Source organism: Haliscomenobacter sp. (assembly GCF_033763495.1).
GTDB lineage: Bacteria > Bacteroidota > Bacteroidia > Chitinophagales > Saprospiraceae > Haliscomenobacter.
Genome location: NZ_JANRKL010000035.1, coordinates 1 through 16,759, shown reverse-complemented (window position 1 = coordinate 16,759; position 16,759 = coordinate 1). Strand labels below are relative to the sequence as shown.

Here is a 16,759-nt window from a genome sequence, read left to right as displayed (position 1 = left end):
GCGACATTTCTGAAAGGGTATGGAGCAAGTGATTTTTAAGGACTTGGGGTGCATGAGTTATCAGAAAGCTTGGGACTTTCAAACCCAGTTGCACCAGGAAATTGTGGAGCAAAAATTGGCGCTACGCAAAGCCAATCAAACGCTTCCAGCAACCAGTTCTGGCTTGCATTACCTCCTCTTTTGTGAACACCCTCCCGTGTATACCCTGGGCAAAAGTGGTTCCATCGACAATTTATTACTAGACAATGAGGCCCTGGCTCAAGCGGGTTTTGAGTTTTTCAAAATCAACCGAGGTGGTGACATTACCTATCACGGCCCCGGTCAGATTGTCGGTTATCCCATTTTTGATCTCGATCGTTTTTTTACGGATGTACACCGCTATGTGCGTTTTTTGGAGGAGGCGGTCATCCTGACCTTGGCTGATTATGGCATCCAGGGAACCCGGGTAGAAAAATATACCGGGGTTTGGTTGGAAGCAACTGAGGATACCCCCCTGCGCAAAATATGCGCCATTGGAGTGCACTTGAGTCGTTGGGTCACCATGCATGGTTTTGCTTTCAACATCAACACCAACCTGGGCCATTTCAACAACATCATTGCCTGCGGCATTACCGATGAGGACAAAACGGTGACCTCCCTGGCAAAAGAATTGGGCCGGGAAATGGACATTGAGGAAGTTAAAGAACGCCTCAAAAATCATTTTGCCCAATTGTTTGGTTTTACATTTGCTATTCCCGGATAGGGCGACAAAAAATAAATTGTTCATTTTGCCAAAGAATTTGATAAGTAAACGTTTCATTTCAAGTGTCTTATCTAATTCTTTGGCTCAAGAAAATGAACATTTATTTTTGCCCCACTGCTAAACACGACTGAATGAAAAAAGACATTGTAATTCCTAAAGTAGAGGACCTGGCCATTGCCATCATCCCGGGCGAAGAGGATGACCTTTGGGACGTATACTTATTGAATTTCAAACCATCTCCCTTATCCACTGTTTTGATCAATTCAACTGGTTATGGTGAGATTGAAGGCGAAAAGGTCAAAACCACTACACTGCGCCATTTTTTTGAAGAAATCCCCCCTCAATCCTATACGCTAATCGAACCCATTCAGGACAAGTTGTTTTCCCTAGCCAATGAATATTGGGTTAGTTTTGTCCTTGATGAACTGATGTACGACAAAAAGTACGTTTTTGTTCATGGGAGTATTTCCAAAGACCATTTTACTACCGTACCTTTTCTGGATAAAAAAGGGGTGATGATTCGGTGATCGAATCGTTCTATCGGCACTTCGACTTCGCTCAGTGGCCGATAGAACGATTCGACCACCCATCCCAAATGCCAAAAATAATGCAAACCATAGAACCCAAACGAGTTACTGAATCCCGTTCGGTAATGACCGAAATGGTTATGCCCAACGATGCCAACCCCATGGGTAACCTTATGGGAGGCAACCTATTGCGTTGGATGGACATTGTCAGTGCCATCTGTGCAGGAAAACACTGTGAAAGACACGTGGTTACGGCCTCTGTTGACCATGTTTCTTTCCAGCGCCCAATTAAGGTTGGCGATGTGGTTACGCTTGAAGCAACGGTTACCCGGGCTTTCAATAGTTCACTTGAAGTGTATGTAGAAGTGTTTGCTGCTGACATCAAAGGTCAAAATGCCCGCCGCTGCAACCACGCCTATTATACCTTTGTGGCACTTGATGATGCCAACGGTAGCCCCATCAGTATTCCAGCCGTGATCCCCCTTACCGAAATTGAACAACAACGCTATGATAGTGCTCCACGCCGTCGCGAAGTTCGCCTGATCCTCAGTGGCAGGATGAAACCAGAAGATGCAACTGATTTGAAAGATTATTTCAAGCAGTTTTCATCGAAATAGTATGGTTGAGAAATTGGAAAGGTTGAGGGAGTTTGAGGCTACCGCTAGCAATTTTGACAAAGTCCTTGTCTAAGATTCTTGCGGTAGCCTCAAACTCCCTCAACCTTCTCAATTTCTCAACCCCAAAATCCCACACCCATGACGTACCGCTACCACTTTTTCACTAAAGTTTTGGCATTTGCTGTTTTTTACCTCCTTTGCGCTTGTAACAAATCACCCCGAAATGAACAAAATACCCAACCGAAAGAATCTGCCGTGCTGGGTGTGAAACACGCTCCGGCCGATTATTTCTATTTGCAAAGGGCCTTTCCTGAAGCCTATTTTTCCGATAGGGCTTATGCTGCCGCCCTGGAGGAAGCAAGAACCCAATTGAACTTACGCAGAGTGCCACCAGCAGGTTTTAGTGAAGCCTGGAATGCCAAAGGACCTGGAAATATTGGCGCAAGAGTCAACGCCATAGCCGTTCACCCCGGCAACGAAAAGATTATTTATGTAGGGTTTTCAGGCGGTGGCTTGTACAAAACTACCAACGGCGGTCGCTCCTGGTTTCCCATTTTTGACGATCGCGCCTACCTGGCCATTGGTGCCATAGCCATCGATCCCAGTAATCCAGAAACCATCTATGTAGGTACCGGTGACCCCAATATTACGGGGTATCCTTTTTTGGGTGATGGATTGTACCGGTCCACCAATGGCGGACAAAGTTGGACCAGAATCGGCCTGGAAGAAACCCGCATCATATCCAAGATCGTTATCGACCCTAGCAATCCTCAACGCATCCATGTGGGCACGATGGGATTGCCTTTTGAACGCAACCGTCAACGGGGCTTGTACACCAGTAACGATGCCGGTAAAACCTGGCAACAAAGCTTATTTGTCAGTGAACAAGCGGGCATCATTGACCTTGTGATCGATCCCCAAAAACCCAATGTGTTGTATGCAGCTTCCTGGAACCGCATCCGCAACAACCAGGAGTCGATGATAGCAGGCCCGGATTCGGGTATTTTTAAAAGCACCGACAGTGGTAAAACCTGGAACAAACTCTCCGGCGGAGGTTTGCCTTCAGGTGTAATGGGCCGAATTGGTTTGTGCTTTTTTTCGGGCGATAGCGATCTCGTTTTTGCCGTTTACATAGATGTTAATTCCAATTTGAAAAACATCTACCGCAGTGCGGATTCAGGCAAAACCTGGGAATCTTTGATTGTAAGTGGGCAATCTAATTTACCAAACTCCATAATGGGGGGCATGGGATGGTATTTTGGCAAAATTGAGGTAAACCCCAAGAACCCTGCTGAGCTTTATTTGTTGAGCGTTTCCCTTTGGAAAAGTAGCGATGGCGGAAAAATGTGGGAATCCATTGGAGAAAGTGAAATTCATTCAGACAAACACGATTTGGTATTTACACCTTCTGGAAATATTATTGTAGGTAGTGATGGTGGCCTGAATCAAAGCAACGATGGCGGAAAAACCTGGTTCGACATCGAATCCATTCCCACTACCCAATTTTACCGCATCGATTACAATCCACATTATCCCAATCGTTACTATGGTGGGGCTCAGGACCACGGTACGGTACAAGGTAGTGCATTGAATCAAGATTGGCAACGCATCGAAGGTGGGGATGGTTTCCAGATGCGTTTTCACCCTTTTGATCCGCAGATCGTTTGGGCCCAAACCCAAAATGGCACCCTTCGGGTCAGCAACAATGGCGGAAGTTACTTCCAATTGGCCTTACAGGGCATCAATCGAAGCGATCGGGTCAACTGGGATGCGCCGCTTATCCTGAGTAGCCACGATCCCGAAATATTGTATACGGGGACCCAGAAAGTATACCAAAACAGCACTGGTTTAGCGGTTTTTTGGCAAGCCATCAGTCCTGATTTGACGGATGGAGAGATTTTTGGGCGCAATTTTCACACCATTTCTTGTTTGGCGGAATCTCCACTCAATCCTGACTTGATTATGGCGGGGACCAGCGATGGCAATGTTTGGTATACCTCGAACACTGGGGCATCCTGGAATCGAATCGATCCGGGGCTACCCGAACGCTACGTCACTGCTGTTAAAGCTTCTCCGAGCGATAAAAACACACTGTATGTGAGCCACTCCGGGTACAAGAGCAATGACAATCGATCACATTTGCATGTCAGTCGAAATTTGGGAAAGACCTGGTCCTCTGCGGCAGGTGATCTTCCTCCCCTTGCCATCAATGATTTTATTGTACTTCCAGGTTATCAGGACAATGTCTTGTTTGTAGCTACCGATGGCGGGGTGTATGCCAGCGTCAATGCAGGCAAAAACTGGTATCGTTTGGGTACCAATTTGCCCATCATCGCAGCTTACAGCTTGGCCTGGAATGTAGCACGGAACGAATTGGTGGTGGGAACCCATGGTAAATCCATTTTGGCTTATCCCTTACAACTCTTGCTTAGTAATTTAGTGACCAGTGCGCCACAGGTCAATTTGCCCCAACATACGCTCAAAGCTTATCCCCTACCCTTTGGCAATAGCCTGAACCTGGATTGGGAAGCGCCAGAGCAACAATCGAGCTGGAACCTCAAGGTGTTTGATGCAAATGGGAAAATTGTGTTGGCCCAAAACCTGGGCAATAAGGCTTTCAACAATTTGCGATTAAAAACAGAGTACTGGCAAAAGGGGTTGTATTTTATTCAAATCAGCAATGGACGGGCGCAAATTTCCCGCAAAGTGGTCAAAAGCTAATTTTTCCTTTTTCAGCAGGTGAGTTCAGGGTGGAAGCAGGGTTTGGAGTCTTTACCTTTGAAAATAGACTTTCTGTTCATAAAGTCTAAAACATTTGTGTAAACGAATAGACTGCATCACAATCATGAAGCAAGTTACGCTATCTTTGGTACTCATGTTGGGCCTCAGCCTGAGTGCTTCAGCCCAAAAAGAAAAATGGACCTCTCTGTTTGATGGCAAAACGCTCACTGGCTGGAGCAAAAAAGGAGGCAACGCAACTTACACGGTTACCAATGGGGAAATTGTGGGTACCACTATGGAAAATACCCCTAACACCTTCTTGTGTTCGGATAAATTGTACGACAACTTTGTGCTGGAACTGGAATTGTCGCTTGGTGGCGAGATGAATTCAGGCATCCAATTCCGCAGCAATGTGCGCAAAAACAATGACGGCAAAGAGGTAGTATATGGCCCACAATGCGAAGTGGACCCCTCTGCTCGCGCCTGGTCCGGTGGTGTGTACGACGAACAACGCCGCCAATGGTTGTACAACCTCAACTTTAACCCCGAAGGCCAAAAAGCATTCAAAGGCAATGGTGCTTGGAACAAATACCGCATCGAAGCCATCGATGGCCAAATCCGTACCTGGATCAACGACGTTCCAACCGCCAATCTGGTGGATACTTTGGTGGAAAAGGGTTTCATCGCCCTACAAGTCCACTCCATTGGCAACGATCAAAAACTGGCGGGTAAAACCATCCGCTGGCGCAACATCCGCATCCAAACCGGTGCCGACATCGTGGCCAAACCCATCAACAATTGCCCGATCATCAACCTCAAGCCCAACTCCCTGACCGAAGCGGAGAAAAAACAAGGCTGGCGTTTGTTGTTCAATGGCCAAAACATGGAGGGCTGGCGCTCTGCGTTTAAAACTACGGCTCCCGAAGCAGGCTGGGCTGTAAAAGATGGCGTGTTGAGCATCCAGGGTAGCGATGGCTCGGAATCGCGCAGTTTTGGTGATATTGTGAGCAAGGAAGAATTCAGTGCCTTTGAATTAACTTTTGATTTCAAACTCACTCCCGGAGCCAATTCAGGCGTGAAGTATTTTGTGAGTGAAAAATTTGACAGCAAAGGTGGCTCCGCCATTGGTTTGGAATACCAGCTGCTGGACGATGAAAAACACCCGGATGCCAAAATGGGCGCAGCGGGCAACCGAACGTTGGCCAGTTTGTACGACCTGATTCCATCCTATAAGTTGGACAACCGCTTCAAACGCAAAATTGGCGAATGGTGCCAGGCCCGCATCGTGGTCATGCCCAACAACATCGTCCAGCACTGGTTGAACGGTTTTAAGGTGCTGGAATACGAGCGTAAAAGCAATATCTTTGCCGCCTTGGTCGCCCGCAGCAAATACAATACTTTTGAAGGTTTTGGCCTGAATGACAAGGGGCATATTCTCCTACAGGATCACGGCAATACCGTGTACTACCGGAGTATAAAAATCCGTACTTTGTAGGCTTGTACACAAGTACCGATCAGAAGATAAAAAGCGATGAAAGTTGGTTTATTTATTCCTTGCTACGTTGACCAATTCTACCCGAAGGTAGGCATTGCAACCTTGCAATTGTTGGAAAAATTAGGCTGCACCGTCGGCTTTCCATTGAATCAAACCTGCTGTGGGCAACCGATGGCCAACAGCGGGTTTGAGCATTTGAGCCTGGATTGTAACCGCCTGTTCATCGAGAATTTTGCGGAATACGATTACGTGGTGGGGCCCTCGGGGAGTTGTGTGCTGCACCTCAAGGAACATTTGCACGATGAAAAACGGGAAGCCGAAGCTACTGCCCTGCGTGGTAAAGTATTCGAGCTTTGTGAATTTCTGACGGATATCCTTCAGGTAAAAAACCTGCAAGCCAGTTTCCCGCATCGGGTCGGTTTTCACCAGAGTTGCCACGGCCAAAGGGGGCTAGGGCTTTCCCAAATGTCGGAATTGATGGCCGAACCTTTTTCCAAACCTGCGCAGCTTCTCGCCCAGGTGCAAGGCCTGGAATTGATCCCACTGACCCGTAACGATGAATGTTGTGGCTTCGGCGGTACCTTCAGTGTAATGGAGGAAGCTGTGTCTGTCAAAATGGGTAAAGACCGGGTGGCGGATCATTTACACAATGGTGCAGAATTCATCACGGGCGCGGACATGTCTTGTTTGATGCATATGGAGGGCATTTTGCGGCGAAGCGGGAGTAAGGTGCAGGTGGTGCATGTGGCGGAGATTTTGAATGGGATTTGAGGGGACATAAATCTCCTTTTATTAAGTGACTAGAAGAAAATTAGCGCAAAGAAAAAAGCCACTAAACAGCTGTGGATAAGTCTAAAATAAAAATTTTCATACTCTTGAGTTTTGATTTATCGGAGGATGCAGAAAAATTAAGCAATACACAAACGGAGTTCTAAAATTTTTCGTCTTTTGTTGTAAAGACAACCCTTATATTCAAACCCGAAAAGAAGATCCACAATATCCCGGCAAAATAAGCTCATTCAACTTGCGTTGTAATCCTATACACCCACAATTCATATCCCATGAACCGTTTATGCGCCGCAATGACGACCCTTCTTTTTTTTGCAGGCTCCACTCCCACCCTGCTTGCTCAAAGTCAAACCTATTTAGGATTCAACGGTTCTGGATGGCCTAGTAATTTGCAGGTCCGCGGGGTACTTCAATGCTCGTGGGAGCGAAAATTTGTAGCCAAACAACTTGAATTTGGTTATGTGCGCCGCGAAAACATCACCATTAGCAAGGCACTTCCCGATGGAAGCCACTATTTCCAACCCCTAATGGGTGCGATAGAAGGTAGTGCCCTGGTGAAATTCGGTTTTAAGTTTGAACAATTGCGCATTTTTGCCCTATTTGGCCCATCCTTATCCCGCGGTGTGGAAGCAGAAGCATTGGTGTCTTATGAAAATGGCGATGCTCTTCAGATGGTGGTTCCCTGGAAACAATTGGGAATCCGCCGTTGGGAATTCGGCACCTATCAAGGTTTAGGCATCGAAAGCATTGGGCGCAATGGGGTCAAAATCCAGATCGATTTTCGCTACTATCTAGGGTTAACCGATTTATTGCCCGAGGAAAAAACCGCCTACAACCAGGGTCCTTTGTTGGGCATCGGAATTGCGCTACCACTTAAACATTCAGCTGAAGAATCAAGTCATTGAGCGATTTTATACATTTGTCTAAATCCATTTCTGAAAATAATCCGCAGTTTTTTTCATCTTAGAGCTTGTTAACATTCCTACCTATCAAAAGACAAGCGATGAAAAAAATAGCACGTAGAAGGTTTATCCAGCAAATGGCCGCTGTGGCGCCTGTAGCTGCGATCCAACCTTTTCACCTGATTAATGACATGAAAGTCAGTCCTGCTGACAAAATTCGGATTGCCACCATTGGTATGGGCATCCAGGGGCATTACGATACCCGTGCAGCCTTAAAAAACCCGGATGTGGAACTGGTTGCCGTGGCGGATTTGTACAAAGGCCGTTTGGAGCGAGCCAAGGCGGATTTTGGACAACAACTCTTTACTACCCGTGATTACCGCGAAATTTTACAACGCCCGGATGTCGATGCCGTGTTGGTTGTAACTTCTGACCATTGGCACGCCAAAATTGCCATTGATGCCCTGGCTGCGGGCAAACACGTGTACTGCGAAAAGCCCATGGTCAAACAGATTTCTGAAGGACTAGGCGTAATTGATGCCTGGAAAAAATCGGGGAAAACCATGCAGGTAGGCAGCCAGCGCATTAGTGGATCAGACGCTGCTGAAGCCCGCCGGATGATTGCTGCTGGCGAAATTGGGGCCATCAATTACATGGAGTCCAACAGCGACCGATTCAATGCCATCGGCGCCTGGAATTACTCCATTCCCCCCGATGCTTCTGCGGAAACTGTAGATTGGGATACCTTCCTGGGCAATGCGCCCAAACGCCCATTTGATGCGACCCGCTTTTTCCGCTGGCGGAACTACCGCGATTATGGCACTGGGGTAGCTGGAGATTTGTTTGTACACCTGCTGACCAGCACCCACTACATCACCAATTCATTTGGCCCGACGCGGATTTATTCTTCTGGTGGCTTGTATCACTGGAAAGATGGTCGTGATGTGCCCGATGTGTTGGTTTCGGTAATGGATTACCCCCAAACCGCACAACATGGCGCCTTCCAGGCCGTGTACCGCGTCAATTTTGCCAATGCAGGTTCCATCAACAACAGCACCCGCATCATTGGGGATGAGGGGGAAATCCTCTTTGGTAGTGGTCGATTGACTTTAACCAAGAAGAAATTGCCTGTAGCTCCTGGTTATGGCAATTACGATAGCTTCTTCACTTTCCCCGAGGGCACTCAAAAGGAGTTTGTGAAGCAGTACGATGCCAAATACCCGGAAGATAGCCGCAAAGCCGAACCTGTCAAAGAAATCAAGTTTGAAGCACCAAAGGGTGAAGACGGCCACGCCATGCACTTTGGCAATTTCTTTGACAACATCCGTAAAGGAAGTCAGGGCACGATTGAAGATCCCATTGTTGGCTTCCGAGCTGCCGGGCCTGCACTGGCTTGTAATGAAAGCTATTTTTCACAAAAAGTGATCAATTGGGATCCGGTGGCGATGAAGGTGAAGAAAAAATAATACCAGCGCCGGAGGCGCATACTTTCTAAGGTGAATCCCTAAGGTAAACTCAGGTGTCTTAGGTGGTGAATATTTGCCCTGCTCCGCAGGGCTTTTTTTTCTTTTCACCACCTAAGACACCTAGGTTCACCTCAGGGGGTCACCTTAGATTATTCCTTGATGCTCCCTTTGGAAAACCACAAACCATTGCCACCACCTTTACCGTAGTTGATTTGATAATTGGCTTCCTTGATGTATTTGGCCTTGTATTTGGCGTGTAATTCCGCCGATTGTTTGACCCCATTCAGCCAAAATTCGTCGTTGGTCAGCCTGAACATATTGATGGCATCTTTGTCCTTGACCAATTTGTCGGTGATCATATCTTGCACCATACTGAGCACCATTTTCCGATCTTCTTCCGCTTGTTTGCGGTCTTTTTCGGCCTGGATGCGATCTTTTACCGCTTGTTGGCGATCCAGTTCTGCCTGTTGGCGGTCTTTTTCAGCCTGCAAACGGTCCCGATCCGCTTGAGCGCGATCTTTTACAGCCTGTTCGCGATCGCGTTGGGCTCGCGCCTCATCCCGAATGGCTTGCTCGCGATCCAAATTGGCTTGAAGCCGGTCTTTTTCAGCCTGAGCACGATCACGTATGGACTGTTCCCGGTCCCGATCCGCTTGTTGGCGATCTAGCTCAGCCTTGGCCCGGTCGCGTTTGGCCTGTTCCTGATCGCGCATGGCTTGCTCGCGGTCTCTTTCTGCCTGTTCGCGGTCACGCAATGCTTGTTCCCGATCCCGTTCCGCTTGCTGTCGATCCAATTCAGCCTGGGCTCGGTCGCGTTCAATCTGCTCATCTATTTCTTTGAGCACGGGTTCGTACTCGGCGTATTTGTCTTCACTCAGTTTTTCGCCATTCACGTACATTTCCTGGATTTTTTTATCCACTCTTTTGATGCTGTAGGTTTTGCCGTTCACATCCTGCAGGAACATGATTTGTGGATTGCTGGCAGTGCCGCTACCACTTACATTGATGTTGCTGAAAGAACCAATACGGTTTTCACGGGTTGTTTGAGCCTGGGTGTAGTGCAAAGACAAAAATGTAACTGCACTGATCAATAAGACTGTTGCCAGTAAAGAGATCTTCTCCATAATACTTAATGTTTTGTAGTTGTGGTGATTGATGATGCGCTTTACCCGATCAAGTAAAGGCGCTTTTTGCCCTGCAAAGGCCAAGGCATATTTAGCTCCATGAAGTTTATATTCTTGAAAAGCAACCAGGGCGTTGATGTACAGGGTTTTGTCTTTCATGGCAGCAACGGCCAGGTCGTCACAGCAATTTTCTCGTTCCTGGCGGATGAGTTTAGACACCCAAAGCAGGCCGGGGTTGAAAAAGAAGACGTTTTCCAGCAAACATTGAATAAAATTGACCAGGTAATCACTCCTGCGTATATGAGCCAACTCGTGCAGCAAGATGGCTTCTACTTGCTCGGCGGGCAAATTGTTCATCAAACCTATGGGCACCAGAATCAATGGTTTTAAAAAACCCAGGGTGGCCGGACCTGTTACCAACGCCGATTCCAGTAACTTTACTTGGCGATTTACCTTGCTTTGGGCAGCCAAAGTTTCCAGGCGGTTCCGCCATAAAAGTGAGGCCTGATAGGTCTTGTACCAACGAATGCGGTAAGCACACCAAATATCCAGTCCCATTTTGATGCTTTTTAGGCCCAAAATCAGAATCCAGAAACTGACGAGGATTAATTGATTTTGCTCAAACAAACTACTCAACCTGTCTACATTGGTTTTGAACCAGCTTTGGGCTTGGGCAATTTGGGTTGAATCAAGAATACCCAATGGAATTTCCAAGGCCCCCAAATATTTAATTTTAGGAATCAGTTCCACGTATTCAAAAAACTCCCACTCAATGATTGCCGTAGTAATGGCTACGGCTACAAATGTGAGCGTCAAAGCAGACAATAGATTGTAGCGTATCAATGCCTTCCGACCTGGAGTTGCAAGCAAAATAAGTGCTGCGAGTAGAGCCATCGCAAGTCCTTGCCACAAAGAATGGACCAGGGTCCAGCTGATGGTTTTTAACAACCTTTCCGAAATAAAACTAGCCGCGAATAGGGTATTCATGTCAAATTGGATTGATAAAGTGCATCAACGCTTAATTCCCAAAAAACCACCAACGGTGTGAGTCATCGAAGTAGTATGGTTTCCATTTGGCTGTCGGGACAAGTATTTTTCCTGATATCTTTTGGTTATCTCGGGGGATTGTTTTTGCCCATTCACCCTAAAAACTTCCAGGTCAAGATGATAAGACCGCAAAGCAGATTCGTTTTTGATCAATTTATCCTGAATCAAATCAGCTCTGAGCTCCGCAGATTTTTCACCACAGCAATTCTGGTTGGGTTGAAGCATGGCTGACCAATACTCCTGGCTCTCTCCTTCAATTGTACCAGTTTTTGCTTTTACCAGGGCTTCCAGGCTATCCGCTTTCGCTTTAATTGAGGCACAACGCTCCTGAATTTGCAGTAGTTCTGCACGCAACTGGGTTACTTGTGCTTGATTCTTCAAGGTATCCGTTGTTTGGCCACAAAGTGGGAAAACTAGAGTAGCAGTTAAGCTGATAAAGCCCCCCAGAACAGCTTGAGCAATGTACTTTTTCATATACAAAGGGTTTGAAGAATGGATTATTGATTGGGTTGAGAATTGTCTATCCGTTGCACATACGTTTGTTGGTTCGACTTTGTGATGCGGAGGTAATTGCCTTTCAATGGATTTCGAATGTAGTTTTTTTGGTACTTTTCTATGATCGCCCGGGGTTGTTTTCGGCCATTCACCTTAAAAATGCCTGCATCCAGTCGAAAAGAGCGCAGGGCTTTTGCATCTTTGATAATACCATCAGCCATCAGGTCAACGACAAGTGAGCTGATTACATGGTCTTGAAACATACTGTTCTTTGAACTTGGTGTAACCTGAGCGGCCACCTTGTCTATCGTTTTTTCAACCAAGGCCTTGATGCTATCGTACCTGTTTTTTTCGCGTTCGTATTGTTTTGTGGCAAAAGTTAGCTCTGCTTGCAGTTGGGCAAATTCTCTGGCTGCTGTAGTTGGGATGCTGTCTTCCAATGGTAGTTCTGCTTGTATCGCGTTGGAATAAGCCACCGTTCCTGCCTTTAATTGTTGTGCAATTGAGTTTGAATTGGCTTGCCCAGAATAAAGGCTTTCCTGCTTTGTGGGAGCTAAAATCACTGGCCTATCCGTAAGCTCTTCCGTAAGCGATGGACTTGAACTTTGAGCTTCTAGCAGGTCATTAACGAAAGTTTCAATTGGTGGCGTAGGCTTAGCCCACATCAAAAAAACGCCGATGCACAGCAGGCCAAAGATCAAAGCTACTTTTTCATAAACCTGTAAAGCACGATAGTCCCGGCGGTTCAGGATGCGTTTGATGCGGGTCAACAATGGCGTTTTGTCCCCACCAAAAGCCTGGGCATATTGAGGTTCACGCCATTGGTACTCTTGAAAACGCAGAAGGGTTTGTGCATAAAGCTGCTTGTCCTGCAGCACTTGCAGCGCCAAATCATCACAGCAATTTTCACGTTCCTCTCTGATTCGATGTGAGAGCCAAAGCAGGGCTGGATTGAAGAAAAAGACATTTTCGAGCACGCATTGCAGCACATTGACCAAATAATCTCTTCGGCGAATGTGGGCCAACTCGTGGAGCAAAATGGCTTCAACCTGCGCAACAGTTAAATGATTGACCAAGCCAATCGGCAGCAAAATCAAAGGTTTATAAATTCCCAAGCTGGCTGGCCCCTGAATGATCCCTGACTCAAGCAAACGTACCTTTTGATTGATCCCCAACTGCTTGGACAAGGCTTGCAAACGCGAGTTCCAAACTGCTGCAATTGGCCTGGTTTTAACTAGCCTTATTCTGTAGATGTAGGCCAGGTCCAAAGACATTTTGATACTTTTGAATAGCAAAACCAAACCCCAGGCAAAAAGCAACAGCCCCTTGTAACGTTCAAACAACTGAATCCAAGGCTGTTTTTTGTCTAAATGAATGGTCGCAGGCTCCGCAAATATGCTTGTTACAGTGGTGCCTTTATACTGGAATTCAGCAAGCAGCTCAGGTTTTTCATTGCTCTTTTTTTCGTGCTCGCCCCATTGTGCCCCAAAAGTCAAACTTACCATTCCAACGAATAAGACCATTAGCCCGAACAAAAGATTGTAGCGGATGCGTGCACTCAAATAGGCAGTTCCAAAAAATAAAATCCCTGCACACGAGGCTACAATCGCACCCTGCCAAAGTGAATGGAGCAGAGTCCAACTCAGGGCATGCAGCACCCTCTCCGAAACGATAAACGTTGCGAATAACCAATCCATAAGACTTTTTCTTTTAAGGGTTTACAACTTGTTCTCTTCTTCTTTTAGTAGCTTCCGTATCTCATCCAGTTCGGCTTTGCTTGCCTTTTTGTTACCCAAAAAGTATTGCAACAATTTACTTACCGACCCTTTATAATGGGTATCGACAAAATTTTCCAGCAAACTTCCTTTGGTACTGGTTTCGTCCACTGCTGCCGTGTACACATGTTTCATGCTACTTTCATCGCGCAGCAAAAGGCCCCTATCCGTCATCACCTGCATTTGTTTCAAGGTAGAAGTATACTGTACGGCTTTCTTTTGTGCATTCAAGGTGTCATTGACAAAACGAACCGTACTTGGGCCATGATCCCACAGGATTTGCAGAATGTCCATTTCTGCCCGGGTAGGCCCCCCTGTTTGTGCTGATTCTGGTTTGTTTGTTTTCATAACCCAAAGGTACGATAAAAATCGTACGTTGCAAGTAGTAGCTTTATTTTTTTCAAAAAAGTTTAAAAATATAGGCTTCTCGGGCGCTTTCATCCAAGTTCTATCCAGAAAAATCGAAAATTCCAGCTTTTTTGTGCATAAAAACTATTAATTTGCACCAATATAATGGGGCAAAAACAAGTGCTCATTTTTCCTGCGCCAGAGGATTAGATAAGGCACTTGAAATGAAACGTTTTTTTATCTAATCCTCTGGCAAAATGATCACTTGTTTTTTATCGCCCCATAGAAATGTAAAGACACATGCAGAAAAGTTTAAAAGCGCTATTTGGTGTTCACCACGGTTTGGACGAAAAGAGCGTCAATTTTTTAACCCAGGCCTTAGAGAAGAACAACCTACCCGGTTTCGACTACATTGAGTTCAAACAATCCATTGGTAACCTGGGGAATTTAGGGATGGATGAACCCACCATGTTCAAATCAGCATATGCTACTGCTGCGACAGTTGGGTTGACCAAGGAAAAATTGTTAAAAACCGCCGAGCACTACAAAAACATCCTGACTACAGAAAAAACCCAGTTTGATGCTGCAGTGCAAAAGCAGGTGGAACAAAAGGTTCGATCCAAGCAGGTAGAGGTAGAAAAGCTCCGCAAAATGATTGAAGAGCATCAAGCCAAGATCAAGGAATTGGAGGCTAAAATTGCATCAGCCCAGTCAACCGTTGAACAGGCTGATGACTTGATCGAAGCAGAATTGGCGAAAATCGAAAACACCAAAAATGGTTTCGATACCACCCTACGCGCCTTGATGAACGAAATCGATCGCGATATTCTGAACATTCAACAATATTTGTAATTTTGGGCGGACTCAAGAATTGAGTGCCACCAAAAACTCACCATTATGGCATTAGAAAATCCCGAATTTAAACCAAAATCATTCTGGTCTCGTCCGGAAGGCACAACTGGTGCCATTTTTGGAGTGGCCATTTTAGCAGGATTAGGTTATTTGATCGTTGCGAATCTGGACAAGATCCTGATATTGGCTAGCCAAACCCTTTACCTGGCTTTGATGATAGTGGCGCTGGTTGCCATTCTTTATATGGTGCTTGATCCCAAAATGCGCACCCTCATTTGGTACATGTACAAAAGTGTGATGCGCTGGGTAACGGGTATGTTTGTGACCATCGACCCCATCGGTATCCTCAAGAATTACATTGAAGACCTAGAGGACAACCTGGCCAAGATGCGCAAACAAATTGGGGTTCTGCGTGGCCAGATGCGTCAAATGACCACCTTGATCGAAGACAACAACAAAGAGATTGAGGCCAATATGCGCCTTGCCGCAGTTGCCCGCGATCAGGACAAAGATCAACAAATGTTGCTGGCTTCCCGTAAGGCTGCCCGTTTGAAGGAAAGCAACGAAAAATACGCTGCGCTGCACCAAAAAATGGAGATCCTGTACCGCATCCTGTCTAAGATGCACAGCAACTCTGAAGTTTTGCTGGAAGACACCAAGGATCAGGTAAAAGTGAAGGAAATTGAACGCAAAGCGATTCGTACCTCTCACTCTGCCATGCGGTCTGCGATGAGTGTCATCAGCGGTGATCCCGACAAGCGCGCGATGTTTGATGCGGCCATGGATGCCATCACCGAAGATGTAGCCAACAAGGTAGGTGAAATGGAAAACTTCATGGACATGTCCTCCAAGTTGATGGACTCCATCGACCTGCAAAATGGCATGTTTGAAGAGCAAGGCATGCAAATGCTGGAAGAATGGGAAAAGAAAAGTACCCTAATGCTGATGGAAGGCACGGGCAAAACTTCTTCTGCGGAGTCACTAGATTTGGATAGCTTCAAAAGTCGTCCAGAAAAGGAAACGCGGAACGATGGAAATGATTATAGCAACTTGTTTAACAACTAGTTAATTCACCGTTAGTTGTTTTGACTGCAAGAAAAAGGGGAAAACGTATTCAACGCTCTTCCCCTTTTTCTTTTTACTCCTCAAAAAAACAAATATTCCCCCCTACCCAGTCAAAATCCTTATTGAACCTCACCCCAATCATTTCACCTTTACTCATCCGCGAAAGGTTGGTGATCAGTTTAGGTCGAGCCTCGCCAGGATGCCACACGTACATCAAACGAATTTCTACTTTTACGCCGCCGGTAGGTGATTCCACCACGGGTTCGTAATTGACTTTGCGTTGGAGCAGGAAGTTTTCTTTGTCCTGAATTTCGTCCAAATCCGCTTTGGTAATGTGCAGTTTTACACCCGATCCGGCAAAGGAAAAAAGCGGCTTCAACACATAGTTTTCCAAATCCGCCGGATATTCACTTAACTCGTGCAAAAAATAACTTTTCGGCACGTAAGGGCTATTCAAGAGCGGCAAGGTGAACTTGCTGGCGCGGAAAAACCAGTTGGGGTGCGCGATCCACTGCACGTCTACATCATCGGTGAGTTTAAACTCAGTAACCAAATCCGGGTATTTTTCCAGATCATCTACAATTACACGGTTGTAGATGCGATGAATGTCGATGCGGCGCCCCTCTTTTTCGTAGTAGAGTTTACGGCCATCCTTGCGGACTTTGGTTAAACAAACCGGCTCTATCCCCAAAATATCCTTGGTAACGGCAAAATCAATGCGGGTTTTTTGGATTTCGGGGTAAATCTCCAGCAGGATGGTATTTTCGGGTTTGCCATCACCGATAAAAAGTTGG

Annotated in this window: 14 protein-coding genes and 1 pseudogene; 10 read left to right on the top strand and 5 right to left on the bottom strand. The window is 46.2% G+C overall.

All coding sequences use genetic code 11. From position 1 onward, the window contains the following. The first annotated feature begins 19 nt into the window (after positions 1–19). The 8 genes from lipB to SFV55_RS03465 all read left to right on the top strand — a co-directional run bounded on the left by lipB (position 20) and on the right by SFV55_RS03465 (position 9,259). Complete coding sequence (lipB, locus tag SFV55_RS03500) at positions 20–742, top strand: lipoyl(octanoyl) transferase LipB (RefSeq protein WP_320028073.1); 723 nt, start codon at positions 20–22, stop codon at positions 740–742. A gap of 131 nt (positions 743–873) precedes the next feature. Further along, on the top strand, positions 874–1,269 hold the full coding sequence (locus tag SFV55_RS03495) for a hypothetical protein (RefSeq protein WP_320028072.1): 396 nt from the start codon (positions 874–876) through the stop codon (positions 1,267–1,269). A gap of 80 nt (positions 1,270–1,349) precedes the next feature. Next, positions 1,350–1,886, top strand: a complete 537-nt coding sequence (locus SFV55_RS03490; protein WP_320028071.1) for an acyl-CoA thioesterase — start codon at positions 1,350–1,352, stop codon at positions 1,884–1,886. 138 nt (positions 1,887–2,024) lie between these two features. Then, on the top strand, positions 2,025–4,607 hold the full coding sequence (locus SFV55_RS03485) for a VPS10 domain-containing protein (protein WP_320028070.1): 2,583 nt from the start codon (positions 2,025–2,027) through the stop codon (positions 4,605–4,607). 124 nt (positions 4,608–4,731) lie between these two features. Continuing rightward, positions 4,732–6,102 carry a DUF1080 domain-containing protein gene (locus SFV55_RS03480; RefSeq protein WP_320028069.1) on the top strand — a complete coding sequence of 457 codons (1,371 nt, stop codon included), beginning with the start codon at positions 4,732–4,734 and terminating at the stop codon, positions 6,100–6,102. A 36-nt stretch (positions 6,103–6,138) separates the two neighbouring features. Further along, the gene (locus SFV55_RS03475; protein ID WP_320028068.1) at positions 6,139–6,873 is read left to right on the top strand and encodes a (Fe-S)-binding protein; all 735 of its coding nucleotides are present in this window, start codon (positions 6,139–6,141) and stop codon (positions 6,871–6,873) included. Positions 6,874–7,163: 290 nt separating this feature from the next. Then, positions 7,164–7,796, top strand: coding sequence for a hypothetical protein (locus SFV55_RS03470; protein WP_320028067.1), 633 nt, complete (start codon positions 7,164–7,166; stop codon positions 7,794–7,796). A 98-nt stretch (positions 7,797–7,894) separates the two neighbouring features. Continuing rightward, positions 7,895–9,259 (top strand): Gfo/Idh/MocA family oxidoreductase, encoded by a 1,365-nt coding sequence (locus SFV55_RS03465; RefSeq protein ID WP_320028066.1) that lies wholly within the window; start codon positions 7,895–7,897, stop codon positions 9,257–9,259. Between the two features lie 149 nt (positions 9,260–9,408). Here SFV55_RS03465 and SFV55_RS03460 read toward each other — a convergent pair whose 3' ends face one another. The 4 genes from SFV55_RS03460 to SFV55_RS03445 are packed head-to-tail and all read right to left on the bottom strand — an operon-like array spanning position 9,409 to position 14,048. Next, complete coding sequence (locus SFV55_RS03460) at positions 9,409–11,370, bottom strand: M56 family metallopeptidase (RefSeq protein ID WP_320028065.1); 1,962 nt, start codon at positions 11,368–11,370, stop codon at positions 9,409–9,411. Positions 11,371–11,394: 24 nt separating this feature from the next. Continuing rightward, positions 11,395–11,904 (bottom strand): hypothetical protein, encoded by a 510-nt coding sequence (locus tag SFV55_RS03455; protein WP_320028064.1) that lies wholly within the window; start codon positions 11,902–11,904, stop codon positions 11,395–11,397. Positions 11,905–11,927: 23 nt separating this feature from the next. After that, positions 11,928–13,622 (bottom strand): M56 family metallopeptidase, encoded by a 1,695-nt coding sequence (locus tag SFV55_RS03450; protein WP_320028063.1) that lies wholly within the window; start codon positions 13,620–13,622, stop codon positions 11,928–11,930. A 21-nt stretch (positions 13,623–13,643) separates the two neighbouring features. After that, the gene (locus SFV55_RS03445; protein WP_320028062.1) at positions 13,644–14,048 is read right to left on the bottom strand and encodes a BlaI/MecI/CopY family transcriptional regulator; all 405 of its coding nucleotides are present in this window, start codon (positions 14,046–14,048) and stop codon (positions 13,644–13,646) included. A 300-nt stretch (positions 14,049–14,348) separates the two neighbouring features. Here SFV55_RS03445 and SFV55_RS03440 point away from each other — a divergent pair, with 300 nt between their 5' ends. After that, on the top strand, positions 14,349–14,900 hold the full coding sequence (locus SFV55_RS03440; protein ID WP_320028061.1) for a hypothetical protein: 552 nt from the start codon (positions 14,349–14,351) through the stop codon (positions 14,898–14,900). 45 nt (positions 14,901–14,945) lie between these two features. Beyond that, positions 14,946–15,965 (top strand): hypothetical protein, encoded by a 1,020-nt coding sequence (locus SFV55_RS03435; protein ID WP_320028060.1) that lies wholly within the window; start codon positions 14,946–14,948, stop codon positions 15,963–15,965. A gap of 73 nt (positions 15,966–16,038) precedes the next feature. On the opposite strand, the pseudogene SFV55_RS03430 reads toward SFV55_RS03435, so the two are convergent. Next, a pseudogene (locus SFV55_RS03430) lies at positions 16,039–16,759 on the bottom strand (hypothetical protein); the annotation flags it as partial.